The 24,102-nt window shown below is 62.6% G+C and carries 23 protein-coding genes; 8 read left to right on the top strand and 15 right to left on the bottom strand.

The genetic code is table 11. The features are described from left to right. Positions 1–9 precede the first annotated feature (9 nt). Positions 10–1,443, bottom strand: a complete 1,434-nt coding sequence (locus AB7D48_RS08925) for a glucosyltransferase domain-containing protein (RefSeq protein WP_427977907.1) — start codon at positions 1,441–1,443, stop codon at positions 10–12. A gap of 116 nt (positions 1,444–1,559) precedes the next feature. Further along, positions 1,560–2,504: a glycosyltransferase family 2 protein gene (locus AB7D48_RS08920; RefSeq protein ID WP_427977904.1), complete on the bottom strand. Its 945-nt coding sequence runs from the start codon at positions 2,502–2,504 to the stop codon at positions 1,560–1,562. Between the two features lie 326 nt (positions 2,505–2,830). On the opposite strand from AB7D48_RS08920, the gene AB7D48_RS08915 reads away from it, so the two are divergent. After that, entirely contained in the window at positions 2,831–3,202 is a 372-nt protein-coding gene (locus AB7D48_RS08915; protein WP_427977902.1) for a hypothetical protein, read from the top strand. 30 nt (positions 3,203–3,232) lie between these two features. Here the strand turns inward: AB7D48_RS08915 and AB7D48_RS08910 are convergent, their stop codons facing one another. Together AB7D48_RS08910 and AB7D48_RS08905 are read right to left on the bottom strand one after the other, a co-directional pair. Next, positions 3,233–5,302: a putative bifunctional diguanylate cyclase/phosphodiesterase gene (locus tag AB7D48_RS08910; protein WP_427977900.1), complete on the bottom strand. Its 2,070-nt coding sequence runs from the start codon at positions 5,300–5,302 to the stop codon at positions 3,233–3,235. 108 nt (positions 5,303–5,410) lie between these two features. Beyond that, positions 5,411–6,913 carry an aldehyde dehydrogenase family protein gene (locus tag AB7D48_RS08905; RefSeq protein WP_427977898.1) on the bottom strand — a complete coding sequence of 501 codons (1,503 nt, stop codon included), beginning with the start codon at positions 6,911–6,913 and terminating at the stop codon, positions 5,411–5,413. A gap of 101 nt (positions 6,914–7,014) precedes the next feature. Between AB7D48_RS08905 and AB7D48_RS08900 the strand changes: the two genes are divergently transcribed. The 7 genes from AB7D48_RS08900 (at position 7,015) to AB7D48_RS08870 (ending at position 13,334) form a co-directional block, all read left to right on the top strand. After that, positions 7,015–8,289 carry a nucleotide disphospho-sugar-binding domain-containing protein gene (locus tag AB7D48_RS08900; protein ID WP_427977896.1) on the top strand — a complete coding sequence of 425 codons (1,275 nt, stop codon included), beginning with the start codon at positions 7,015–7,017 and terminating at the stop codon, positions 8,287–8,289. Next, complete coding sequence (locus AB7D48_RS08895; protein ID WP_427977894.1) at positions 8,286–8,678, top strand: cupin domain-containing protein; 393 nt, start codon at positions 8,286–8,288, stop codon at positions 8,676–8,678. The genes AB7D48_RS08900 and AB7D48_RS08895 overlap by 4 nt, the downstream gene beginning before the upstream one ends. Before the next feature lie 17 nt (positions 8,679–8,695). Next, positions 8,696–9,043 (top strand): cupin domain-containing protein, encoded by a 348-nt coding sequence (locus AB7D48_RS08890; protein WP_427977892.1) that lies wholly within the window; start codon positions 8,696–8,698, stop codon positions 9,041–9,043. 239 nt (positions 9,044–9,282) lie between these two features. Beyond that, positions 9,283–10,398, top strand: a complete 1,116-nt coding sequence (locus tag AB7D48_RS08885) for an ABC transporter ATP-binding protein (protein ID WP_427977889.1) — start codon at positions 9,283–9,285, stop codon at positions 10,396–10,398. Positions 10,399–10,414: 16 nt separating this feature from the next. Further along, positions 10,415–11,629, top strand: coding sequence for a polyamine ABC transporter substrate-binding protein (locus AB7D48_RS08880; RefSeq protein WP_427977887.1), 1,215 nt, complete (start codon positions 10,415–10,417; stop codon positions 11,627–11,629). A gap of 11 nt (positions 11,630–11,640) precedes the next feature. Next, positions 11,641–12,501 carry an ABC transporter permease gene (locus AB7D48_RS08875; RefSeq protein ID WP_427977884.1) on the top strand — a complete coding sequence of 287 codons (861 nt, stop codon included), beginning with the start codon at positions 11,641–11,643 and terminating at the stop codon, positions 12,499–12,501. Then, complete coding sequence (locus AB7D48_RS08870) at positions 12,498–13,334, top strand: ABC transporter permease (RefSeq protein ID WP_427977881.1); 837 nt, start codon at positions 12,498–12,500, stop codon at positions 13,332–13,334. The genes AB7D48_RS08875 and AB7D48_RS08870 overlap by 4 nt, the downstream gene beginning before the upstream one ends. A gap of 56 nt (positions 13,335–13,390) precedes the next feature. Here AB7D48_RS08870 and AB7D48_RS08865 read toward each other — a convergent pair whose 3' ends face one another. From AB7D48_RS08865 to AB7D48_RS08815, 11 genes are read right to left on the bottom strand one after another with little or no spacing between them, the layout of a single operon-like run. Further along, positions 13,391–13,804, bottom strand: coding sequence for a lysozyme inhibitor LprI family protein (locus tag AB7D48_RS08865; protein ID WP_427977878.1), 414 nt, complete (start codon positions 13,802–13,804; stop codon positions 13,391–13,393). 41 nt (positions 13,805–13,845) lie between these two features. Further along, a complete protein-coding gene (locus AB7D48_RS08860; RefSeq protein ID WP_427977876.1) occupies positions 13,846–14,781 on the bottom strand; it encodes a phosphotransferase in 936 nt (311 codons plus the stop codon). A gap of 8 nt (positions 14,782–14,789) precedes the next feature. Then, positions 14,790–15,734: a phosphotransferase family protein gene (locus AB7D48_RS08855; protein ID WP_427977874.1), complete on the bottom strand. Its 945-nt coding sequence runs from the start codon at positions 15,732–15,734 to the stop codon at positions 14,790–14,792. A 3-nt stretch (positions 15,735–15,737) separates the two neighbouring features. Then, positions 15,738–16,976, bottom strand: a complete 1,239-nt coding sequence (locus AB7D48_RS08850) for a Zn-dependent hydrolase (RefSeq protein WP_427977871.1) — start codon at positions 16,974–16,976, stop codon at positions 15,738–15,740. Positions 16,977–16,995: 19 nt separating this feature from the next. Further along, positions 16,996–17,760 carry a DeoR/GlpR family DNA-binding transcription regulator gene (locus AB7D48_RS08845; RefSeq protein ID WP_427977869.1) on the bottom strand — a complete coding sequence of 255 codons (765 nt, stop codon included), beginning with the start codon at positions 17,758–17,760 and terminating at the stop codon, positions 16,996–16,998. A 57-nt stretch (positions 17,761–17,817) separates the two neighbouring features. After that, positions 17,818–19,374, bottom strand: a complete 1,557-nt coding sequence (locus tag AB7D48_RS08840) for an amidase (RefSeq protein WP_427977867.1) — start codon at positions 19,372–19,374, stop codon at positions 17,818–17,820. A gap of 43 nt (positions 19,375–19,417) precedes the next feature. After that, on the bottom strand, positions 19,418–20,128 hold the full coding sequence (locus AB7D48_RS08835; protein WP_427977864.1) for an ABC transporter ATP-binding protein: 711 nt from the start codon (positions 20,126–20,128) through the stop codon (positions 19,418–19,420). After that, complete coding sequence (locus tag AB7D48_RS08830; RefSeq protein WP_427977861.1) at positions 20,125–20,850, bottom strand: ATP-binding cassette domain-containing protein; 726 nt, start codon at positions 20,848–20,850, stop codon at positions 20,125–20,127. Before AB7D48_RS08830 ends, AB7D48_RS08835 begins: the two co-directional genes overlap by 4 nt. Then, positions 20,847–21,878: a branched-chain amino acid ABC transporter permease gene (locus tag AB7D48_RS08825; protein ID WP_427977859.1), complete on the bottom strand. Its 1,032-nt coding sequence runs from the start codon at positions 21,876–21,878 to the stop codon at positions 20,847–20,849. Before AB7D48_RS08825 ends, AB7D48_RS08830 begins: the two co-directional genes overlap by 4 nt. After that, a complete protein-coding gene (locus tag AB7D48_RS08820; RefSeq protein WP_427977856.1) occupies positions 21,875–22,741 on the bottom strand; it encodes a branched-chain amino acid ABC transporter permease in 867 nt (288 codons plus the stop codon). The genes AB7D48_RS08825 and AB7D48_RS08820 overlap by 4 nt, the downstream gene beginning before the upstream one ends. A 19-nt stretch (positions 22,742–22,760) precedes the next feature. Continuing rightward, entirely contained in the window at positions 22,761–23,996 is a 1,236-nt protein-coding gene (locus AB7D48_RS08815; protein WP_427977853.1) for an ABC transporter substrate-binding protein, read from the bottom strand. Positions 23,997–24,102: the final 106 nt, after the last annotated feature.

Below are 24,102 nucleotides of genomic sequence, written 5' to 3'. Positions count from 1 at the left end.
TAGCCTGGATCACCGAGCCAAGGCCGCGCAATCCGCGCCCTTGGTAAAATCGACATAAGCCAGATTGTTTTTATAATAGAGCCAGTAATCCCGGCGTTTACGCACCAGCTGGGCAGTACAGCCCGTCAGTTCCCGCCCCACCACGGGGGACAGGTTCAGCGCATACCGCCCATCCGAAACACCGTGCAAAACCATGACGCCCCTGAACCAGATATTGGTGGAATCCGTCTCCAGATATTGCGGCACCAGGAACCAGACAAACGGGTAGGCCCGCATATAATGCAGCACGAGCGGTGAATAGCCCGAGCCAGGACCGGCGACATATTTCGCCTCTGGATGCGCCTGGAACACCCCGTACAAATCTTCCGCCAGCAATCCGGCGATTCGGTTTTCGTGGCGCCATTGCGCCGCATAGGCATTCTTGAACACCATGCCGGCAACCAGGAAATTCAGCAGAACGATTCCAACCCAGCATGTGACCACGCGGCACAGCCAGCCTCTTGCCTCTGCCCCGACATAGAGCGCCATTGCGCAGCAAAACAGGAACCACCCGAAATCGTCGAAAACCCTCGGCTGTAGAACCGGGTGCCGCAGAGCCGCCAGCGCTCCGGCAACGCAGAGCGGCGCTCCGAATCCCCAGGCGAGCAGAGACACAATCCTGGTCGGTAAAGCCGCTTCTCCCCGCACACACAGCAGAACGCCGCCCAGCCAGCCCACGCAAAGCAGCAGCAAGCATGGCGCGAAGAGCGGCTCCGCCAGCATGGCCCCGATATAGCCTGAAAACGCCCCTAGATTATGCAATAGCCCCGGCACGAGCCCGGACAAGGGCAACAGATCCTTATGCCCCCCGGCATAACCATTGACCATGGGCGTGATCGTCCATTGATAGATCAGCAACGCCAGCCCCGCCTGGGACAAGCGCAGCCCGAACAAGGCCAAAGCCGCGCCTGTATGTTTCGCAGCCCCCCGCCGCCCGCCGATCAGATCGAAAAGGGCAAGACTCAGAAAAATATTGATGGCTGTCTGATATGTTCCCAAAGCCGCGTAAAGGCTCAAAGCCCCTGTTATATAGAAGGCAACCGCCCTGGGCCTGATCAGAAACCCGGAGACCGCCAGTACGATGGACATCGCCATCGTGACCGAAACAAAATGATAGGCCAGATTTTGCAGATAGAGCGGGCTGCCCAAGGGTAACAGCGCCACAGCCCTGGGTATATGTAACCCTTGATGTTCATAGTGCCGGATCACCGCGAGCGCGGCACCCACGGTCAAAGCCGCCGCCAGAAGCTGCGGCAAAGGCGCGATATCCACCCATGGATAATGCAGGATCAGCAGAAAATAGATCAGATCCGCGAAGGGCCGCCCGTCATTCGACCAAAGATGCCCTCCAAACAGCGCCCGGCCTATATCGTCGTCATAATACCCGGCCGCCCCGAAGATCATGTATGCATATAAAAGCCCCAGCCCCAGAACCAGATAATCCTGCCTCTCAAGAACGGGCCTGACTATTTTTCCATCGAACTCAGCCAATGGCCCGCACCGCCCCCACGCGTTCCGGGTCATGGCTCAGCGTCGAACCCATGCAGCCGGCGTATCAGATAAATCGGCCGCTGTTTCGTTTCGACATAAATTCTGCCGATATATTCTCCCAGAACCCCGATGCTGATGAGCTGGATGCTGCCAAAAAACGTCACCGCCACGAAAATGGAGGCATAGCCCGGCACGGCATTGCCAAACAAGATCGTCCTGCCCACGATAAACAACGCATAGACCAGCGCCACCACCGCGCCGACCCCGCCCAGATAGGTCCATATCTTCAAGGGCGTGGTCGAAAAGCTGGTGAACCCCTCCAAGGCAAAATTCCACAGGCGCAGACCTGAAAACTTGCTCCTGCCCGCGGCGCGCGGCAGGCGGGTATAATCCAACGAAACCGTCTTGAATCCCAACCAGGCGAACAACCCCTTCATGAAACGCTGACGCTCCGGCAGGCGTTTCAGCGCCTCCACCACGGCCCGGTCCAGAAGCCGGAAATCACCGACATTCTCGGGCAGATCGATATTCGAGATATGACGGTTGAGCCGGTAGAACAGCAAGGCCGTGCCGCGTTTGAGCAAGCTGTCGGTCGAGCGGTCGGTACGGTGAGCCAGCACCACCTCCGCCCCATCGCGCCAGGCGGCAACCATGCGCGCGATCAGTTCCGGCGGATCCTGTAAATCCGCGTCGATCGGGATCACCGCATCGCCGCGCGCCGCATCCAGCCCGGCGGTCAACGCCGCCTCCTTGCCGAAATTACGCGACAGCTCGACCACCTTGAAACGCGGATCCGCCGCCGCGAGCTTCAACAGCCCCGCCAGCGTCCGGTCACGGCTGCCATCATCCACACAGACGACCTCCCATTCCGCATCGGGAATGTCTTCCAGCACGGGCAACACCGCCCCGGCGAAGACACGAACCGCTTCCTCCTCGTTATAAAACGGCACGACGAGGGAAATAAGCTGCTTCATGGACCTTCTGACATTGGCGGCGGCGATTATCGAGGGCGGAATTCCCCGCTTCAAGCATAGTTACGCGAACATATCCACGCCCTTCACTAAAACTTGCGCCGCCCCGGCTCCATCGACCAGAGAAGAACCCCAGAGAAGAGACAAGGCCTGAAACCCAGGACCGTTTGCCTGCGGTCCGGTTTTGCGGCTATTCAAAAAACAAGAATTTCCAACCAATTCCGCGGGGCGACGCAATGTTTTTCCACTGGTTGTTCATCACGGGCACTCTTGTTCTTTGCGCGGTGGCGGCCATGCCCACACGCGGCTGGCTCCATATTGGCGAAAGAATGAAAACCCAGCGGCTCCGCCGGACACAAACCCAGCTGGAGCAAGCGCTGGCGGCACAGCAACGCCCCTTCACCCCTGGGGAAAGCTTTCTCGACCGCGGCGTGGGGCTGGCCATCGACCATGCCCAGGGGCTAGTTTTTCTGGCAACACCGGACAAGGCCGGCATGCGGGCGGATATTCTCCCCGCCTCGGCCTTGGGAACACATAGCGCGCGCACCAAGCTGGATAATGGCTTTCAGGAACATTTCGTCGAAATCGGCGCGCCCGGCACCACCCGCCCGGCCTGGCGCCTGTCCTGCCCCGACACGGCATTGGCCGTCGAAGTGGATCTCGCCCTTTCTCGTCTGCAAGGCGGCCCGCGGCCAGCCTGAGCCAAACAAGGCAGGCCCAGCCTCAGCGCGTCACGCGGGGACTGTCACATTACCTGTCCGCTTTATCTTCTCCAACAAGGGCTGAATATCGGCCTCGGGCATGGGCCGGCCAAGCAGAAAACCTTGCACCTGCCCGCACCCGGCGCTGCGCAATATATTGAGCTGCGCTTGCGTCTCCACGCCTTCCGCCAGTACCGCCATGCCCAAGGCCGCGCCGAGACCGATGATCGCGCCCGTGACGATCCGCGCATCCGCGCTGCCCGCGATCGCGCGGATGAAGGATTTGTCGATCTTCAGCCGCTCAAAGGAAAATCTGTGCAGATAGCTGAGGCTGGAATAGCCCGCGCCAAAATCGTCGATGGCCAGCCCCACGCCGCAGGCCTTCAACGCCGCCAGGCTGGCATGGACCTGCGCGGTCTGCTCCAGCACCGCCCCCTCGGTCACTTCCAGCTCCAGACGGTGCGGCGCCAACCCGAGCTGCGTCAAAATCGACCCAACCTTGTCCGGCAAGGCGGGGTCGCGCAACTGCAAGGGCGAGAGATTGACCGCGACGCGCAGGTCCTCCGGCCAGTTCCGGGCGGCGCGGCAGGCCCCTTCCAGCACATATTCACCCAGGGCGGTGATCATCCCCCCCGCCTCGGCGACGGGGATAAACTCGTCCGGACCGATCAGCCCGCGCGCCGGATGCTGCCAACGGGCCAACGCCTCGAAACCGCGCAGTTCAAGGCTCCGGCAATCGAACAAAGGCTGATAAAAAATCTTGAAATCGCGGTTGCGTAAAGCCCCCTGGAACTCCTGCTCCAACTGGTGCCGGCGCAGCAGCCGGGCACTCATCTCCGCCGTGAACAGCCGCACCTGCCCGCCACCGGCACTCTGGGCTTCCCGCAACGCGATGTCGGTGGCGGTCAACAAGGCCTCGGCCCGCTCGCCGCCGCCATCGCCATGCACCACCCCGGCGGATGCGCCGATCTGCGCCGTCACCCCGTCAATGACGAACGGCTCCGACAGGCAAGAAATCAGCTCCTGGGCCAGCGCCATGCCGGTTTCCACGCGTCCGGCCTTCGCCCGCAGCACCACGAACTCACCACCGGACGGCTTGGCGAGAATATCCCCCTGCCGCAGACGCGCGGACAGGCGCCGCGCCGCCAGGCAAAACAGATTCTCCACCAATTCCCGCCCGAACAGGTCATTCACGGGTTTCAACCGGTCCAGCCCGATGCTGATCAGCAAGGGCCGGCCGTTTGAATCCACGGTCAATTTTTCCAGCTTCTCGCGCAAACCGCGCCTGTTGAGCAGACCGGTCAGGTCATCATGCCGGGCAAGATGCCAGAGCCGGCGCGCCTCAAGCTGCCGCTCCGCCAGCTTTGAGTCCGCCAGGGCGCTAACCAGCAGCGCGAATAACAGCAGCAGGCTGATTCCACCGATGGCAATGGCCAGATTGTTCTGATCCGTGAGATTGATCACCGGTATGACGCTCAACCCCGAAGCCCGCACGAGCATCAGCCCGCCCATGACGCTGAAATACAGCCCGATAATGCCAACAGCCAGGAGCAATCCGCCCAGCACCGGCGGTTTCTTGGCCGGATGCAGCATCACGCGCATCGACAAGGAAGAGAACAGAGCGCCGACTATCAGCGCGGCGATCACGAAAACCACCTTGTAATCCTGATCGCCGCAGACCGCCATGGCGGACATGCCGATGAAATGCATCAGCAAGATGGCGCCAGCCAACAGCAAACCCGCCAGCCCCCAGACAAAACGCCAATGCGCGCGCCAGACCAGCAGAGCAAAGCCAGGCACACCGCCCAGCACGGAGGCGAGGATGGAAACCACCGTCCGGCGGGCATCGTAATAAACGGGAACCCCAGGGTTGAAGGCGAGCATGACGATGAAATGCGTCACCCAGACATCCACCCCGAAACAGAGGCAGAGCCCGGCGAACCAAGCCAAACGGCGGCGCCCCCATAATAGCTGGGCCCGACGCAGCAAGACCATCACCACATAAGAGCCGGCGAAGCAAAGCACCAAAACCACCGCCAGCAGAGCCACGCTGAACCGGCTCCCCCATAGCAGCAATTCTGGCACAAAGAATCCGTCCACCTTCAGCGCCCCCGTTCGCTAACCATGCCATTAACGCCAGTTTGCAACTATGCCATTAACGCCAGTCTGCGCCCGCAAAGATTAATAATTCATTAGTTAGCATTCTAATCAACTATGCTTGCGGCCCTCCGATTCGTAAAACCACTCATCCGGGTAGGGGTACCACCACCCCTGAATGCGCGGCTTGTGGTCGATCACCACCATCTTGCTGCGCCGGAACATATCCAACCCCAATCTGGACAATTCACGCCCCAGCCCGGATTGTTTCCAGCCGCCGAAGGGCAGCGCGTCATTATCGATGAGCGGGTTGTTCACCCAGACCATCCCAGCCTCCAGCCGTTCGGCGGCCTCCATCGCCTCTTCCAGGGACGTTGTGAAAATAGAGGCGCCCAGACCAAACGCCGTGGCGTTGGCCTGCCTGATCGCCTCGTCCAGATGATCCACCTTCATCACGGCGGCGACGGGGCCGAAACATTCCTCGCTCATGATCGCCATCTCCGGCGTGCAATCGGTGAGGATGGTGGGTTCGTAGAACCAACCCACGGGTTGCGCGGGCGGAATGCACCCGCCGGTGAGGACCCCGGCCCCCTTGGCCCGCGCATCCTCCACCAGCCGGATCACCTTCTCGCGCGCCGCCTCGGACACCAACGGGCCGATCTCGGATTTCTTCAAACCGTTGCCAATGCGAAGGGCTTTTGTCTTTTCAGCGAACCGTTGCAAAAACTCATCGTACACCGGTGCCTCCACGAACAGCCGCTCGGCGGAGGTGCAAACTTGGCCCGTGAGATGAAAGGCGGCGGTCACGGCGCCAGCGGCGGCCACCTCCAACGGCGCCTGGGCGGTGACGATCAGCGGATCGGAGCCCCCGGCCTCAATCACCGCGGGTTTCATCTGCGCCGCCGCCGCCATGGCCACCGCCCGCCCCGCCGCGACGGACCCGGTAAAGGCCACGGCATGGGTCTTCGGGCTTTCGATCAAGGCCGTCGCCAGCTCCGCCCCGCCGGGCAGGCAAGCAACGAGCCCTTCCGGCAGATCCGCGAAGACCTGCATGAACGCCAGCGTGGAGAGCGTGGCCGTGAGGGCCGGCTTGACGATACAGCCATTCCCCGCCGCGAGAGAGGCCGCCACCGTCCAGCACATCAACAGCACGGGAAAGTTGAACGGCATGATATGCACGGACAATCCCAGCGGTTCATAGCGCGCGAACTGGAAACTGCCGGGCTGGGTGGTGCCCGCCACCTTGCCGGCCTCGTCGCGGGCCATTTCCGCGAAATAGCGGAACACACCGGCACAATTGGCCAACTCGCCAATGGCGTCCGGATAGGTCTTGCCCATTTCCCGGCACATCAATTCCGCGCAGCGGCGCATGTCCGTCGCCTCAATGCGGTTGGCAAGGCCGTGCAAGGCGGCGGCGCGGCTCTTGGCGTCCCGCTTCGCCCAGTGGTGCTGGGCGGCACGGGCCGCATCCAGGGCCGCCTCGCGCTCAGCCTCCGTTGTGTCCGCGACCCGTCCCGTGACAAACAAAGTCGCGGGATCGATCACATCGTGCACCGGCCCCACGGCCTCTCGCCAAGTGCCTGAAAAATAGACGGGAACGAAGGGGTCCACCATGAATAATCCTTTGCAACAACTGTACTGCACATAAAATTAGCGGTTGACGTGTTTATTTTTTTAATCGTACCGTCACGTCCGGGACAATCAACAGGGGTTGCATGCCAAGGACGATCGCGTTTTTCCCCGAGGCCGCTTTCGGCCCGGCGCTTAACTCCGTCGGCATCGCGCAGGCCGTGGCCGCGCTGGGACACCGTCCCGTTTTTCTCTCCGATCCTGGGTTCGTGTCCGTCTATGAGGGGTATGGCTTCGAAGCGCACCCCGTGAACCTCTCCGCCCCGATGCCGCCCGAGCAGATGGCGAAATTCTGGGAGGATTTCATCAACGGCCATATCCCGAATTTCCGCAAATCCCCTTACGGGCAGATCGATAATTACGTGAAGGATTGCTGGGAGGCGATCGTGGACAGCGCCAAATGGGCCCAGAAAGACCTGCCCGGGATCCTGGCGAAGCTCAATCCGGATCTGATCTGCGTCGACAATGTCATCCTCTTTCCCGCCATCAAACAGTCCGGCAAGCCCTGGGTGCGGATCATTTCCTGCTCGGAAAACGAGATCGAGGACGAGGGCATTCCCCCGCATCTCTCCGGCTGCGGAGAAAAAGACTTTGCCTGCCATGCCGCATACCGCGCGCGGTTCAATGAGGTCATCGCGCCGATCCATGCGGATTTCAACCAATTCCTGGCCTCCTGCGGGGAGGCGCCTTACCCGGTCGGGCAATTCTTTGAAGCCTCGCCCTTCATGAACCTGCTGCTTTATCCCGAATCCGTGACGTTCCAGCGCAAGCATCCGCTGGATCCGAAGCAATTCCAATATCTCGAAGGCTGCGTGCGCGACGAAAAACCCTATGAGATTCCCTCCTTCGCCCATGGCGATGACAAGCCGCTCATCTATGTGAGCTTCGGCAGCCTGGGCGCTGGCGACACCGCATTGCTCAAGCGCATCATCCAGGTGCTCGGCACCCTGCCCTACCGCGCCCTGGTGAATGTGGGCGACTATAAGGATGCTTATGACAATGTGCCGGGAAACGTGATCGTCGAAAGCTGGTTCCCGCAGCCTTCCGTCATCGCGCAGGCGGACGCGGTGATCCATCATGGCGGCAATAACAGCTTCACCGAGTGCCTGTATTTCGGCAAGCCCGCGATCATCATGCCCTATGTGTGGGATGGGCACGACAATGCCACCCGCGTGCAGGAAACCGGGCACGGATTCAAACTGCCGCGTTATGACTGGACGGACGCGCAACTGGCGGCAACATTGCAGTCCTGCGTCGGCGACCCCGCGCTGCACGCCCGGCTGGCGGCCACATCCGGCCATATGCGCGCGCATAACGGACCGGAAAAGGCGGCTCGGATACTGGACGGGCTGCTCGCATGACCAGCCCCGCCCGTCCCGCCACCACGGCCGAGGATATGTTGGCCGCCAGCGCGCCCCATATTCAGAATGCCACCGGCTTTCCCGCTCTGAAGGATTGGGGCGCACAGCCGGATGCGCTCGAAGGTCAATCGCGTTCCTCAGGCCGCCTCTTATACAAGGCCCATGAAACCGGATCGGAAAGCGGATTATGGGTTTGCACACCGGGGCGATGGCGCTTGCGCATCGAGCGCGACGAGTTCTGCCATTTCATCTCAGGCCACGCCCTCTATCGCAGCGACGAGGGTGAGGCGACCGAGATAACCCCCGGCACCGCCATCCTCTTCCCCGCGGGCTGGACCGGCGAATGCCTGGTGACGGAAACCATCCGTAACCTTTATTTCCTGACTTGAACGGAATTCAGAGCCGCATGCCCACCGCGCCTTACCTACGCGACCCTCTCGCTCAGACGGACCTGACCGACTGGGGCGTGATTCCCACCATGATCGAGGGGGAAAGCCATACCTCCGGCAAGCTGATCCATAAGGGCGCGAACGGTGAATCCGAATGCGGGCTATGGCTCTGCACGCCTGGCAAATGGCATTGCCATGTGACCCGCGATGAATTCTGCCATTTTCTGCAAGGACGGGCGACCTATGTACACGAATCCGGTGAGGTGATCGAAATCATCCCGGACACGGCCGCTTTCTTCCCCAAGGACTGGAAAGGGGTTTGCACCGTGCACGAGACTGTGAAAAAATTATACATGATACGTTGACGGCAGCCGGAAAGGGTTTCGGTGTGAAACAGACCGCGAAACAACAACGTAGGAGCTTGGTGCTTGCGGGCTGAGGCAACATGGCCCGCGCGGCGCGGCGGCCGTTCGCTCACGCCGCGCCACCATGCCGGCAACCCCAAAGGCTCACGGCCCATGACAAAAAACTCTCTTTCTCTCCCGCCCGCCCACGCCAATTTCAAGACCATCCCGACCCATCCCGTAAAAGCCGGAGCTTTCATATGAACGCCGCCCCCCTCACCCGCCATGACGTACGGCTGGAAAATGTCATCAAACAGTTCGGAGGCTGGACGGCGGTCGACAATATCTCGCTCACCGTGAAGGGCGGTGAGTTCTTTTCCCTGCTCGGTCCTTCGGGCTGCGGCAAATCCACCACCCTCTCGATGATCGGCGGCTTCGAAACCCCGACTTCCGGCGCCATCTATCTGGGCGGCGACGATGTCAGCCGGCAACCCCCTTATAAGCGCGACGTGAACACCGTGTTCCAATCCTACGCGCTGTTCCCGCATCTGGATATTTTTGAGAATGTCGCTTTCGGCTTGCGCCGCAAGGGGTTGTCGAAATCAGAGGTTGAAAAACGCGTGACGGAAATGCTGGAGCTGGTCGACCTCACCAGCTTCACCAAGCGCAAGCCCGGTCAGCTCTCCGGCGGCCAGGCGCAGCGCGTGGCCGTGGCCCGCGCGCTGGTGAACAAACCCAAGCTCCTCCTGCTCGATGAGCCGCTGGGCGCGCTCGACCTCAAGCTGCGCAAACAGATGCAGATCGAGTTGAAACGGATCCAGAGCGAGATCGGCATTACCTTCTTGTTCGTCACGCACGACCAGGAAGAAGCGATGGCGATGTCCGACCGGCTGGCGGTGATGTCCAAGGGCAAGATCGAGCAGGTGGGCACCCCGGCCGAGGTTTACGATCATCCCGCCACCGAATTCGTCGCCTCCTTCCTCGGCGCTTCCAATCTCATTCCCGGCATCGTGGCCGAAAGCGGCACCGATAGCGTGCTGGTGAAACTGGAAGACGGCGCCCTGGTGAAGCTGCCCGCCAGCGCATTGCGGGCCAAGGCCGGCGATTCCGTGAAGATCGGCGTGCGGCCTGAGAAATTTCATATTCTGTCGGCCACGGAAAACGCCGAGCCGGGCTGGAACGTGATCGAGGCCAAGACCGGCGTCTCGGTCTATCTCGGCGTCAGCCATCAATACATCATGGAAAACACGACCGGCCGGCCGCTCAGCGTCTATGCCCAGAATTCCGGCCGCGGCGAGGGAATTGCCCCTGGTGAGAGCGTGCGCCTGGCCTGGAATCCCGCGCACACCTTCGCTGTCGAATCAGATCCCGCTTAACCCAAAGGAGAACTTCATGAGCCAAGACGATCAATCGACCCAGGCTTTTTACAGGGGGCTGACACAGCCGCGCCTGACCCGCCAGACTTTCATGCGCGGCGCCGGCGCCGCCATGCTCGCGGCACTCGCACCGCAATTCGCCCATGCCGAAAAGGTGAAGGACTGGAAAGCCTGGTGGGCCAAGCAGAAGCCAACCAAGGAATTCGTGTTCGCCAACTGGCCCTATTACATCGACGTGACCAGCAACGGGAAGGACCACCCCTCCCTCGACACCTTCACCAAGGATACCGGCATCAAGGTGAAGTATATGGAGGTGATCCAGAACAACGCGCCGTTCTACGCGCAGATCGCCCCGGTGCTCAAATCCGGCGAGGCCACGGGTTACGACATGATCGTGATGACCAATGGCTGGTACCTCACCGAACTGCTGATGCAGAACTTCCTGGTGCCGCTCTGGCAGGAGAAAGTTCCCAACTTCGCCAAATATGCGAGCCCCAGCGTCAAGAATCCGCCCTACGACCCGGGCAACAAGCACACGCTGGTGTGGCAGTCCGGCCTGACCGGCATCGCCTATAACCCCAAGCTGACCAAGCGCGAGATCACCAGCTTCGACGATCTGTGGGATCCCGCCTTCGCCGGCCATATCGGCATGTTCAACGACCTGACCGAGCTTGGCAGCGCCGCCATGCTGAAGCTGGGCATCGACCCCACCACCTCCACCCCCGCCGAATGGAAGAAGGCCGCCGCCATCCTCGAGGAACAGAAAAAGAAGGGGCTGGTGCGCCAATATTACGACCAGAGCTACATCAACGCGCTCGAAAACGGCGATGTCTGGATCACGCAGGCCTGGTCCGGCGACATCTTCCAGGCCAATTCCAAGGGCTACAAGGATCTGAAATTCGTCGTCCCCAAGGAAGGCTGCATGATCTGGCACGATAATATGTGCATCCCCGTCGGCGCGAAGAACCCGCTTTCCGCGCTGGACTGGATGAATTATTATTACACCCCCGAAGCCGCCGGCGTGATCGAGGATTACATCAACTATATCTGCCCGGTTCCGGCCGCGAAGGATTATATCCTGAACGTCATCAAGGATCCGGACGTGGCCAACTCCCCGCTGGTCTTCCCCACGGACACGATGCTCTCCAAGGCGCATGAGTTCTATGCCTATAAGAGCTATGGCGAGTACCAGACATGGATCAACACCTTCAACCCGATCATCCAAGGCTAAGAGGCTAACCCATGCGGCAGCTGCGCGGAAAACTCGCACCCTACCTGCTCAGCTTGCCGAGCTGGGTATATCTTCTCGTCTTCTTCCTGATCCCCCTGGGATCGATGCTGGGCATGGCGCTGGCCGAGGGCAACCCGCTCGTCGGCTACACCATGTCCGACAATTTCTCCGAATTCAGCCAAGCGATTTCGAATTACGGAGACGCGTTCATCAGGTCGTTCTGGTACGGCACCGCCTCCACGGTCATCACGCTGTTGATGGCCTACCCGGTGGCGTACTGGATCGCCTTTTACGGCGGGCGGCATAAGAGCACGTTCCTGTTCCTCATCATGCTGCCCTTCTTCGTGTCCTTCGTCATCCGCGTGCTGGCCTGGGAATTCATCCTGTCGGATAACAGCTTCGTTCTCGGCCCCTTGAAGGAGGTCGGAATCCTGCCTGAAAACTTCCGCATTCTCTCAACCCAGTGGGCGGTGATCGGCGGGCTGGTCTATAACAGCTTCGCCTATTACGTGCTGCCGCTTTACGTGGTGCTGGAAAAGATCGACCGGCGCCTGGTACGCGCCGCGAACGACCTTTACGCCTCACCCGCCACGGCATTCCTCAAGATCATCCTGCCGCTTTCAGCGCCAGGTGTGTTCGCGGGCTTCCTGCTGGTCTTCGTCACCAATGTCGGCGACTTCGTGAATGCCGCCCTGCTCGGCGGGCCCGGCACCTACATGATCGGCAACATTATCCAGGATGCCTTCTTCCTGAACCAGAATTATCCGATGGCGGCGGCCTTGTCCTCCATCCTGATGCTGATGCTGATGCTCGCCATTCTGCTTTATTCCAAAATGTTCGGAACCGACACCATTCAGGAGTACGCGGCATGAGCGGCGCGGTCTCTCCCCCCTCTCCCATGCCCTCGGCCTATAAAAAAAGCCGGCTTGGCGAGCGGATTCTGGCCTGCTTCACCTGGGCGATGATCATCTACACCATGGTGCCCATCGCGGTGATGGTGGTGTTCAGTTTCAATTTCGCCCCCAACGGGCATGTGGCACTGAAATGGCTGCATTTCACGCTGTCCAACTACGCCCATGCCTTCGCCATCCAGGATCTCACCGCCGCCCTGGTGCACTCGCTCGAGGTGGCGATCGGCAGCGGGCTGATCTCGGTCATTCTCGGCACCCCGCTGGCCCTGGCCCTGGCCCGCCATAAATTCTGGGGCAAGACCGCCACGGATCTGGTGATCTTCGCCGATATCGCGGCCCCAGCCGTGGTGGTCGGCGCCTCGCTGCTCTCCTTGTTCCTGGCGCTCAATCTGCCGCGCGGGCTGCTGACCATCTTCATCGCGCATGTCGCCTTCAACCTCGCCTTCGCGGTGGTGGTGATCCGCGCGCGCGTCTCCGGCCTGGACCGTTCCCTGGACCGCGCCGCCGCCGATCTGGGCGCGACCCCTTGGGTGGCGTTCTGGACCGTCACCTTCCCGCTCATCCTGCCCGGCATTGTCGGCGCCATGCTGCTTTGCTTCATGCTCTCGATCGACGATCTGATCATCACCACCTTCGTCGCCGGGCAGACACTCACCTTCCCGCTCTGGGTCTATGGCGCTGTCAAGGTCGGCACACCGCCGCAGGTCTTCGTGCTTTCCACCCTCATCTTCGCCGGCGGCGTATTGCTGGCCTTGATCAACGCCGCCGTGGCGCACCGCAAACAGGCCGTATAAGACCCAAGGCACGGCAACGAAAAAGGCCCGGGGCATAAAAGCCCTGGGCCTTTTTGTTACCCGTCAGCGCGCGCTTGTGGCACCGGGCAGGCGGTGTCGCCTTCCTGGCAGGAGAGATAGGCCTGGAAATCCTGAATGCGCCGCTTGGTCAGCCTGTCCTCGCAATCGGTCACGATCATCGGGTGGATACTGCCGCCCTCCACGCCGGAGGCGGCGAACTTGCACGCCGCATCGCGATAAGCGACCCAGGCGCGCTGGGCGGCAACCAGGGCTTTGCGCTTATCGGCATCGCCACCCAATCTTGCTTCGATCCGCGCATAAAGCTGGTTGAGCGTGGCATCGTCCGCCTTGAAGGCGGCGGCGGCGCAAGCATCCAGCTCCATCTGCGTGTCCGCGCGACTGCAATCGGCCGCATGGGCGGCGGGGAGGGCGAGCAGGGTGAGGACGGCCGCAAGGCTGGACAATCTCATGCCGGGATGATGCCGCGCGCGCCCCCCCTGTCAATGGCGGACTATAAAAGCCGCAGCCAGAGCGGCCAGTCGGGATGATGGAACTGCGTGCGCGCCCGGCGGTATTTCCAGGCGCCATATTTGTAATAATCGAAATCCAGCGTCGAGACGGCTTCCTGCACCATCGCCCAGCTCGCCCATTTCATGTCCGCCAGCGCCTTCAGCACATTCACCCGCGCTTCGATGCCGCGCCCGGTCCTGCCAAAATAAGCCTCCACCATCTCCCGCTCGACCTCACCGGGAAACGCCATCTCCGTAAACCACAAGGCCAGCTCATAGGCCCGCTCATTGTTGCTGGCATATTCGAAATCCACCAGCTTCAGCTCATCGGCCTCGTTGATCATGAAATTCCCGGCCAGCGTGTCGTTCATGCAGGGCACGAGGTCGAGCCCCGAGGCCAGCAGCGCCGCCCGCGCATCCGCCAGGCCCCGGCGCATATGCGCGATGTCGTCTGGCAGCCGCCCGCCCACCTCGGCAACCTGCGCCAGATGCTCCTCGATCATCTCGAACACCGTCTTGGTCAGGGTGAGGCGCGGCGAATCATTGAAGGCGCGCAAGGCCCGCACCGCGTTGTGGCGCACGGCGGGTCGCAGGAAATCGAGATTGGAGCTGGCCCGGTAACCATGCGCGAAAGTGAAGATCTCCACCCCCTCCTCCGGCAGAAACGCCACCACCTCCACCCCGAACCCGCATTGATGCGCCAGCCTGCTCGCCTCGTTGGCCGCCGCGCGGCTGACGAACATATCCGTGCCCCGGCCAGGGATTTTCAGGAAATAATCCCCGCCCGCATCGTCGGCCACGCGCCAGTTGATGTTGCTGATTCCCCCCGCCACGGGGCGGTAGCGGAGCCGGCGCCCCCGCCAGGGCTCAACTCGCGCCAACACCGCCTCGATCCGTCGCTCATCCTCGCTGGCCGCCTCGCCCGCCTGCTTCCACATCCCGCCCCTCATAAACGCCGCAGCCACAGCTCGAAATCGCGCGACCCGATCGTGGTGCGCGCATGCAACAGCCGCCAGGTGCCGTATTTCCAGAATTCGATGGTCTCGCGCGGCGATGTCACGGCACGCACAAGCCCCCACAACCCCCACATCAGATCGTCGACCGCGCCATAGAGCCGGCAGCGGTTGAACAGCCTCTCCTCATACCGCCCCGCATACATCTCCACGGCGGCGCGGCGCGGCGGGTCGAAATCGCAAACCTCGTTGATCAGCGCGCCGACATCGTACCAGGGGTCGTTATCCGCCGCGAGGTCGAAATCCACCAGCCGCACCTCGCCGCCATTCAGCATGATGTTCGAAGCGGCGGCCTCATTATGGCAAAAGGCCAGGTCGATCCCCGAAGCCCTGACCGCCTCACGGATCAGCGCGGCGCCACGCAGCAGATGGCCGGTATCCTCGGGCATGATCACACCCGCCGCCATGGCCTCGGCGGTCAGCGTCTCGATCCGGGTGAAGGGACAAAAACGCCGCCCCAGCCGCTCACCGCCATGCAGGCGCTTCTTGGCCGCCAGCACGGCCGCCAGGGCCTGCGGGGCCTGCAAATCGCCCATGCGGGCATAGCGCCAGGGCGGTGGCAGATAAGCCAGCCCCAGCACGCCAGGGCGCGCCAGCATCACATCCGGCGCCACGCCCGCCTTGGCGGCCAGCCGCGCCGCCTCCTCCGCCCAGGGCAATATATCCTCCCGCATGTCCGTATGGCGCAGTTTCAGGAACAAGGGCGCCCGCCCCTCGGTCTGGGCCAGCACGCAATCCGAGGCCACGGCCCGGTGCAAGGGCGACGCAACGGGTGGCGCCGCCAGTTCCAGCCGCGCGGCATGCCCCGCCCAACCTGGCATATGGGCCAGCGCGTCCTGGGCACGCGCTTCGAACGGGGCGGACGGGCGGGCTGTCATCCCTTAATCCTCCTGGTCCAGGGCGGCCTCGGGCGCACCGCCCGCGCGGCACAGCCGCGCCGCCGCCATTGTGCATAATGTGAGCCCCGCGGCGAGATCCTCCGGCGCGGTATCCTCGGCCTCGTTATGCGTGATGCCACCGATGCTGGGCACGAAAACCAGCCCCACGGGGCAAAGCCCCAGCAGGCTGAGCGCATCGTGCCCGGCCACCGTATCCATGTCCAGACGGCGCAGCCCCGCCTCATCGGCACAGCGGCGCACCAGAGCCGCCGGCGCATCCGGCAGGGCGCGCACCTCGCGCTCGGTGCGCGTGGCAATGTCATGGGTCACATTGGCGCGTGCGGCCGCCTGCGCCAGCACCGCCTCGGCCGCCTCGCCAGCCTCACGCAGCAGCGCATTGTCCCCGGCGCGGATCTCCACCGCGATGGTGACCAGGGCCGGCACGACATTGGCGGAATTCGGCTCCACGCGAATCCGCGCCACCGAGCTATGCACACGCCCCGGCCAGCGCGCCGCCACCTCGCGCAACCCCGCGATGGCATAGGACGCCCCCAGCAGCGCGTCGCGCCGCCGCTCCATCAAGGTGGGGCCGGTATGGGCCTGCTCACCCAGAAACCGCGCATCGATCTTGATGGCGCCCCAATTGCGCCCGACCACGCCGATGCTGGCCCCCGCCTCCTCCAGCCGGCTGCCCTGCTCCACGTGCAACTCCAGATAGCAGGCCGGCAAGGGCGGCGGCGCCGCGCTGCCGAGATAGCCAATCCCAGCCAGCGCCTCCCCCAGGGAGATGTCATTGTCGTCCCGGCGGGAGAGCGCATAATCCGCCGTGAACGCCCCGCTATAAACACCGCTGCCCAGCAGGCTGGGCCGGAAGCGCGCGCCTTCCTCGTTGGTCCAGTTGACCGCCACGAAATCGGCATTGAACCGCGCCCCCGCCGCGCGCGCGCGCATCAGCGCCGCCCCCACGCGCAAGGCCGTGGCCACGCCCAGCGTACCATCGAAGCGCCCGGCCCGGCTCTGGCTGTCCAGATGCGACCCCATCATCACCAAGGGCGCGCAGGAATCGCCCGTCAGCGGAAACCGCGCGAACTGGTTGCCCGCCGCGTCGGTGCGCACACCGGCTCCCGCCACGCCCGCCGTCTCGCGGAACAAATCGCGCGCGCGGCCATCTTCCGGCGAGGCGCAAAGCCGCGTGACGCCTCCGCCCGGAGTCGCGCCGATCGCCGCGAAGCGCGTCAGCAACGAAACAAGGCTCCCCGCTTCAGCGCTGGGCTGGGGACGTGATGAGATCGATATCATATCTGGTGAAAACTTCCATGAAAGCGGGCGGCGGCCTCTTGTCGGTCACGACCGTCAGCGCCTCGTTCAGCCCGAATGTGTAAAGATTGGCCTGACGGCCGAATTTGCGGGAATCCACCAGCAGCACCGCCTTGCGCGCCTGGGTCTTCAAGGTCCGGCGAAGCACGGATTCATGCTCCTCGTAATCCATCCACCCATGGTCGATGTCCACCGCGCTGATGCCCATGAAGGCGATGTCGAAAAAGAAGCGCCGCGCATAGGCGACCGTTTCATATCCGACCAGCGCATTGTCCTTGGAACGCAGCGCCCCGGGCGTGAGGCTGACGCGCGTCGCCCCGCCACCCAGCGCCAGCGCCACGTTGATGGAATTGGTGGTGACCGTGATATTGCGCCCCGCCAGGCTGCGCGCCAGCGCCAGCGTGGTGGTGCCGCTATCGATGAACAGTGACATGCCATCGAGCACCAGAGGCTGCGCGAGCTGCGCCACCCTGGCCTTCTCGCGCGAATTCAGCTTGCCGCGTTCCAGCAGCGGCCGGTCCTGGTCCAGCCGGGGCGGCACCGCGCCGCCGTAAATGCGCCTGAGCAGCCCTTGGGTTTCCAGCAGCTTCATGTCGCGGCGGATGGTTTCCTCCGAAACGCCCAGTTCCGCCGCGATCTTGGCGACATCCACGCGCCCCGCCCCATGCAGCGTGGCCATGATCTCCTGATGGCGATGATTGGTCAGCATTCCGGTTTCCTCCGTTCCGGCCAGGATAAGCACATCCTGGCCGCTGGAGCGCCAGCCTTATGCCGACAAAACCGGCGCCACGCGGTGGCGCGTCGCCTGCTCGTAATCATAGGCCAGGGCGAGCAACTCCGCCTCGCTCCATTGCTTTCCCACGAAAATCAGCGTGAAGGGCGCGCCCGATGCGTACTGGCCAGCCGGCATCACCACACCGGGCATGCCCGCGATATTGATCTCGCACACGGTCGTCTCGCTGATGACATCGTCGCTGTTCAAGAACGGCAATTCCCGGATCATCTGCGGAAATACCAGCGCATCGAGCCGGTGCCGGGCGAACACTTCCTCAACGACGGCGAGATATGCCTCCTTGGCGCCGAGGAAATCCGTGAGCGGAGGCGGCAAAGTGGGGTTCTCGTTGGAGAATTTGGTCTCCGGCAGATAGTCCATATATTCCATCACGCCGCCCGGGGCGAATGGATCCTCGGCCTTGGTCATCTCGGCCAGCGTTTTATAATCCTTGACCGCCGCGTTGGGGCCAAGGCGGCGCAGATACAGCTCCATGTCGTAGGCACAGCATTCCATGCCGCGCGCGTCGAAATAATATTTATCCGAGATCGGCTTGCTGATGGCCGCGAAACCCGACCCGGCGAACGGATCCTCGATCAGGCTGGCGCCGCGCGCCGCCAGCTCTTCCTGCGCGCGTTGGTACAAAGAGGCGCACTCCGCCGAAAGCGGACGGTCGCGCCAGCCCGAACCATACAGCCCAAGCCGCTTGCCCTTGAGCGCCGTGGGGCTGAGCAGGGAGGCATAGCCGCCCGGCGGACGCTTGCCGATTCCCGCCACGGTTTTCGGATCCTGCGAACAATAACCGGCGATCACGTCGAGCGTCAGCGCCGCGTCGCGCACACATCGCGCGATGGGCCCCACCACATCGCGCGTGGACCCCGCCAGCGGCACCACGCCAGAATTGGGCACCAGGGCAAAGCTGGGCTTGATGCCGACCAGCCCTTGCGCGGAAGCGGGGTTCTGGATGGAACCGCCGGTTTCCTCCGCCAGCCCCAGCACGGCCAGGCTGGCCCCCACAGCGGTGGCGGTGCCCGCCGTGCTGCCGCCGGGCATGCGGTCGGGCGCGGCGGCGTTCAGCGTGGGCCCCGCCCAGCTATTGCTGGCATGGGTGCCGGTGGCGGAGAGGATGGGCACATTGGTCTTGCCCAGAATCACGCAGCCCGCCGCCTTCATGCGTGCCGTCACCGGCGCGTCCGTCTCGGGGATCAGATCCACCCCGCCCGCCCTGGCGGAGAGGAAATGCCACCCCGCCGTGGTGGGCAGGCCCGCCATGTCCATCGTGTCCTTGATCACCACCGGCACCCCGGCCAGAGGGCCCAGCGCCTCGCCCGCGGCACGGCGGCGGTCGATCTCGCGCGCCTCGTCCAACGCGGCGGGGTTCATGGTGATAATGGCGTTATAACGCGGATTATACGTGGCGATGCGCGCCAGAAACGCCTTGGTCAACGCCTCGGAGGTAACGCCGCGCGCGAAGGCGGCGGCGGCATCCTCCAGGGTCATCTCGACCAGATCGGTATCGGCAAGCGGGGAAGAGTTTTCCGTGGCTGACATTTCTGTTTGCCTTTTTAAAGCTGTGTGACTGAAGAATTCCGGATCAGACCATGCCGGAAAATTCGGCGACGACATTCGCATCGCCAATCGATTCAGGCGGGATCTCACCCGTGATCATGCCTTTCTGCAGGATCAGGATCCGCTCGGACAAAGCCTGGATGAAGCTGAGCTTCTGCTCGACGAGCAGCATGGCGAAGGGGCGGCGCTTACGTAAGGCGTGCAAGGTCTCCGCCATCTCCTCGATGATCGAAGGCTGGATGCCTTCCGTTGGTTCATCGAGCAGAATGAGTTTCGGGCCGCCGCACAAGCAGCGCGCCAAGGCCAGCAATTGCTGCTCCCCGCCCGACAGCGCCCCGCCCGGCCGGTCCAACAAGCGGCGCAAACGTGGAAAATCCTCCAGAATCGCCTCGATCACCTGGGTCTCGTCGCCCTTGGCGAGCAGGCAGCCCATGCGCAGATTATCCATCACCGACAAGGCGGGAAAAATCTCGCGCCCCTGCGGCACGTAACCGATACCGGCCCGCGCCCGCGCGGTGGGGGAGAGTTTGGTGACGTCCCGGCCCGCGAACATCACGCTGCCGCCCGTGGCGGGCAGATAGCCCATCAATGTGCGCAGCAACGTGGATTTGCCCATGCCGTTATGGCCGAGAATGCCAACGAAGCTGTTCTCCTCGATGGCCAGCCCAATGCCGCCCAGAATGGGCACGCGCCCATAGCCCGAACGCAGGCCGGAGACTTCAAGCACCGCGCTCATGCCGCCGCCTTTCCGATGTAAACGTCGCGCACGCGCTGGTCCGCCAGCACGGCCTCGACCGAATCCTCCATGAGAACCTTGCCCTGATTGAAAACCGTGACGGTCGTCGCGATCATGCGGATGAACTGCATGTCGTGCTCCACCACCACCAAGGCCTGGGCACGGTTGATCTCCTTGATCAGCTCGGCGGTGCGCAAAACCTCGTCATGGGTCATGCCCGCCGCCGGCTCGTCGAGCAGGATGAGGTCCGGTTCCTGCGCCAGCACGGTGGCGATCTCCACCCATTGCCTCTGGCCATGCGCCAATTGCCCGACGATGCGCCTGGCCACATGCTCCAGGCGCACGCGCGCCAGTGTCTTTTCCACCATCTGCTTCGCCGCCGCCGGGGTGCGCCCGCGCCGTGCCGCCACATAGATGTTCTCGTAAGCCGTCAACCCGTTAAACACATTGGGGATCTGCGTCTTGATGCCCACGCCCAGCCGCGCGATCTGGTTGGGCAAAGACCCCGCGATCTCCTGCCCGCGCAGCTTGATGCTGCCTTCCGTGGGGTTCAACTGCCCCGTGAGCGTCTTGAAGAACGTGCTCTTGCCGGCCCCGTTCGGGCCGATGAGGCAACGCAGCTCCGCCTCGCGCAGGGTCAGGCTCACATTATCCACGGCGGTGACACCGCCAAACCGCATGGTGACGTTCCTCGCTTCAAGAAGCGGCACGATCTCGTTCATGGCGCGCTCTCCTGCACGGCGGGATTCACGCCCGCCTCGCGGCGACGGATGAAATGCAGCAGCCTGTCGCGGATCACCGGCACCACCCCTTGCGGCACCAGCAGCACAAAGGCGACGAGCACGATGCCAAGCCCGAGATTCGGGTCCACCACATGCTGGGTTCCAGCCAGATTCATCAGATATTGCAGCCCCACCCCACCCAGGATGGGCCCGATGAGCGTACCCAGCCCGCCGACCAGCACGAAGATGATCACCTCGGCCGACATGGCGAGCGCGAAGATGGTCGGGCTGATGAAACCGCCCCAATTGTCATAGATGCAGCCCGCGAGCCCGGCTATGGCGGCCGAGATGATGAAGCTGAGCAGCTTGTAGAGCCGCGCATCGTAACCGAGCAGCATGGCGCGGGTCTCGTTCTCGCGGATAGCCACCACCACCTTGCCGAAACGGCTGACAAGGATGAGACGCAGCAGCGCATAAACGATGATCAGCAGCGCCATCGAAACATACCAGATGCCGGTGGGGCTGAGCACATCGGACACATCCCCCGGCATGTTGAGCGTCGGCACGGAGGGAATGCCATTGAACCCGCCCAGCTCCGCCTGGCCGATATGATATTGCGAGCCGGAGGTGGAATTGATGAGCTGAAAGAGAATGACCGAGACCGTCAGCGTGATCACGCCGATATAGGCATCCGAGATACGGCCATAGAACATGAAATAGCCGAGCAAGGCGGCAAAGGCGGCGGGCACGGCGATACCCGCCAGCATCGCCCAGGTGGTGTCCCCCAGATTGATCGCCGTGATGGCGTAGGCATAGGCGCCCAGCCCCAGAAAGCTCGCTTGGCCAAAGCACATGATGCCGCCATAGCCCCAGAGAAACCCCTGGCTCAGCGCATACATCGCCATGGCGATGAACACGGTCATCTGCACGACGCCGAACAGGCTGACCACTTCCGGCACACCGAGCAGAACGGCGAAGCCGATAACGATAACGGCGATGAAGCCCGCCCAGGCTGAATTGATCTTCATAGGCTGTTCCGAAAGAATCGTCCGGTGATGCCCTGCGGCAGGATGCGGATCATGATCACCGCGAACACCAGCAGCGAGACAGTGCCCAGGACCGGGTTGGCCAGGAAGGAAACGAGTTGATTGATGGTGCCGAAGATGGATGCGGCGATGCCCGTGCCCGCGATGATGGCGGGGCCGCCGCCCAGCACGGTGATGAAGGCATTGGCGATATAGGCGCCGCCCATGTTGGGCGAGATGCCGGAGATCGGCGCCAGCACGCCGCCGGCCAGCCCCGCCAGGGCGGAGCCCAGCGTGAAGGTCGCCATGTAAACCGTGGGCGGGCTGACCCCCAGCGCCGCCGCCATGCGCGGATTCTGCATCGCCGCGCGCAGGATAAGGCCGAATTTCGTCAGCCGCAGCAGCGCATACATGCCAACCAGGCACAAAATGGCCACGGCGATGATCACGAGGCTGTACAGGCTGGCGCCATACCGGCCAATGCTGAAACCGCCGAGCGGCGCTGTGACACCCCGCACGACATTGCCCCAGATGGTGGCGGAGATGCCGATGAGCCCAAGGCTCACCCCCCATGTCGCCAGCATCGTGTCCATCATCCGTCCGTAGAGAAAACGGATGAGGGCGCGCTCAAGAATCAGCCCGACCAGCCCGACAACGATGGGCGGCAGCACCAGCATGGCGATCCAGACATTCACGCCCAACCCCACCGCGGTCACGGTGGTGTAGGCGCCCAGCATCATGAACTCCCCATGCGCGAGATTGATGATCCGCATCATCCCGTAGATCACGCCAAGACCCAGCGTGATCAGCACGAGCGTTGCAATGCCGCTCAAAACGTTGAAGGCCAGAAGCCCGGCGAGATCCATGGCGCACCCCCTCCTTAAATCACAGGCTCGGCGTGAACTGCGTCGCCATGCGCGGGTTTTTCACCAGATTGCACTTGTCGCCCGTATCGGTCGGGGTCTGGTTCGGATAGGTCTCCATGATATCCCACACACCATTCACCGGCTTGGCCAGATAGGCATTGCGGATGGTGGCGTGCAGTTCGGGGCTGAGCGCCACATGGCCGGAGGGACCTTCGATGGAAATGCCGCTCTGCAAGGCGTCGATCACCTTGGGCTGCGCCACGGAACCGGCCTTCTTCACACCCTCCGCCCAGAGCATGATGCCCTCGTAGGTCGCGCTATCCAGCTCGGAAAGATCGTTCACATTGCCGAACTTCGCGTTCATTCCCGCCAGGAAGGCGGTGTTTTGCGGGTTCTTCAGATCGTTATAATACCCAAACGAGGTGACGATGCCATCGGTCGTGGAATGATCCATCGAAACCAGCTCATCGCCCAATCCGAACACGGAAGAGCCGAGCGGGATCTTGCCCTTCATGCCGGCCGCGTCCCACTGGCGGTAAAAGCCCGCCTGATTGGCGCCCACCAGGGCCGAGAACACGAAATCCGGCTGCGCCTGCTGAATCCGGCTGATGGCGGAGGAGAAATTGGTGACATCGAGCGGAAAGTAATCGGTCGCCACGGTGGAGGCGCTGCCATCCTTCAGATATTTCTGCACCCAGGCGGCGGTGATATGACCGTAATTATAATCCGCCGCGATGATGTAGCATTTCTTGCCCCAGTTCTTCAGCGCGTAATTCACCACATGGCTCACCGTCTGGGAGGGGGTGGTGCCGGTGCAGAACACATTATGGTCGCACACGCCGCCTTCATACTGGGTGTTGTAGAAATACAGCGTCTTGAACCGGTCCAGAATGGGGCGGATCGCCTCGCGCGAGGCGGAGGTGATCCCTCCCTGCACCACATCCACGCGGTCCTTCAGCACCAGCTGCTGCGCATATTGGGAATAAAGCTGCATGGAGGACTGGGTGTCGTAATTGATCAGCTTGATCGGGCGGCCCAGCAACCCACCCTGCTTGTTCAACACATCCACCGCATATTGGGTGGTCTGCGTCATGCGGCTGCCTTCCAGGCCGATCGTGCCGGTGGCGTCCAGCAAGCTGCCGAGCTTGATCGGCGTCTCCGCCAGCGCATTGCGGGCATAAAACGGCATCGCCAATACGCCCGCGGCGCCAGCACCAAGTTTCAGCGCCGCGCGCCGGCCAATTATCGTCTTCATGTCGTGAAGCTCTCCTTCATGCTCACCCAAACAGCCGGATGGCCCGGCCAGCCTGACACAAAAAGGATAGCAAACCGGATGCCAAAAATCCCACAAAACGGTCAAA

The sequence above is a fragment of the Acidocella sp. genome, assembly GCF_050253495.1.
In the GTDB taxonomy this organism is placed as follows: Bacteria; Pseudomonadota; Alphaproteobacteria; order Acetobacterales; family Acetobacteraceae; genus Acidocella.
This window is presented reverse-complemented; position numbering and strand designations above follow the sequence as displayed.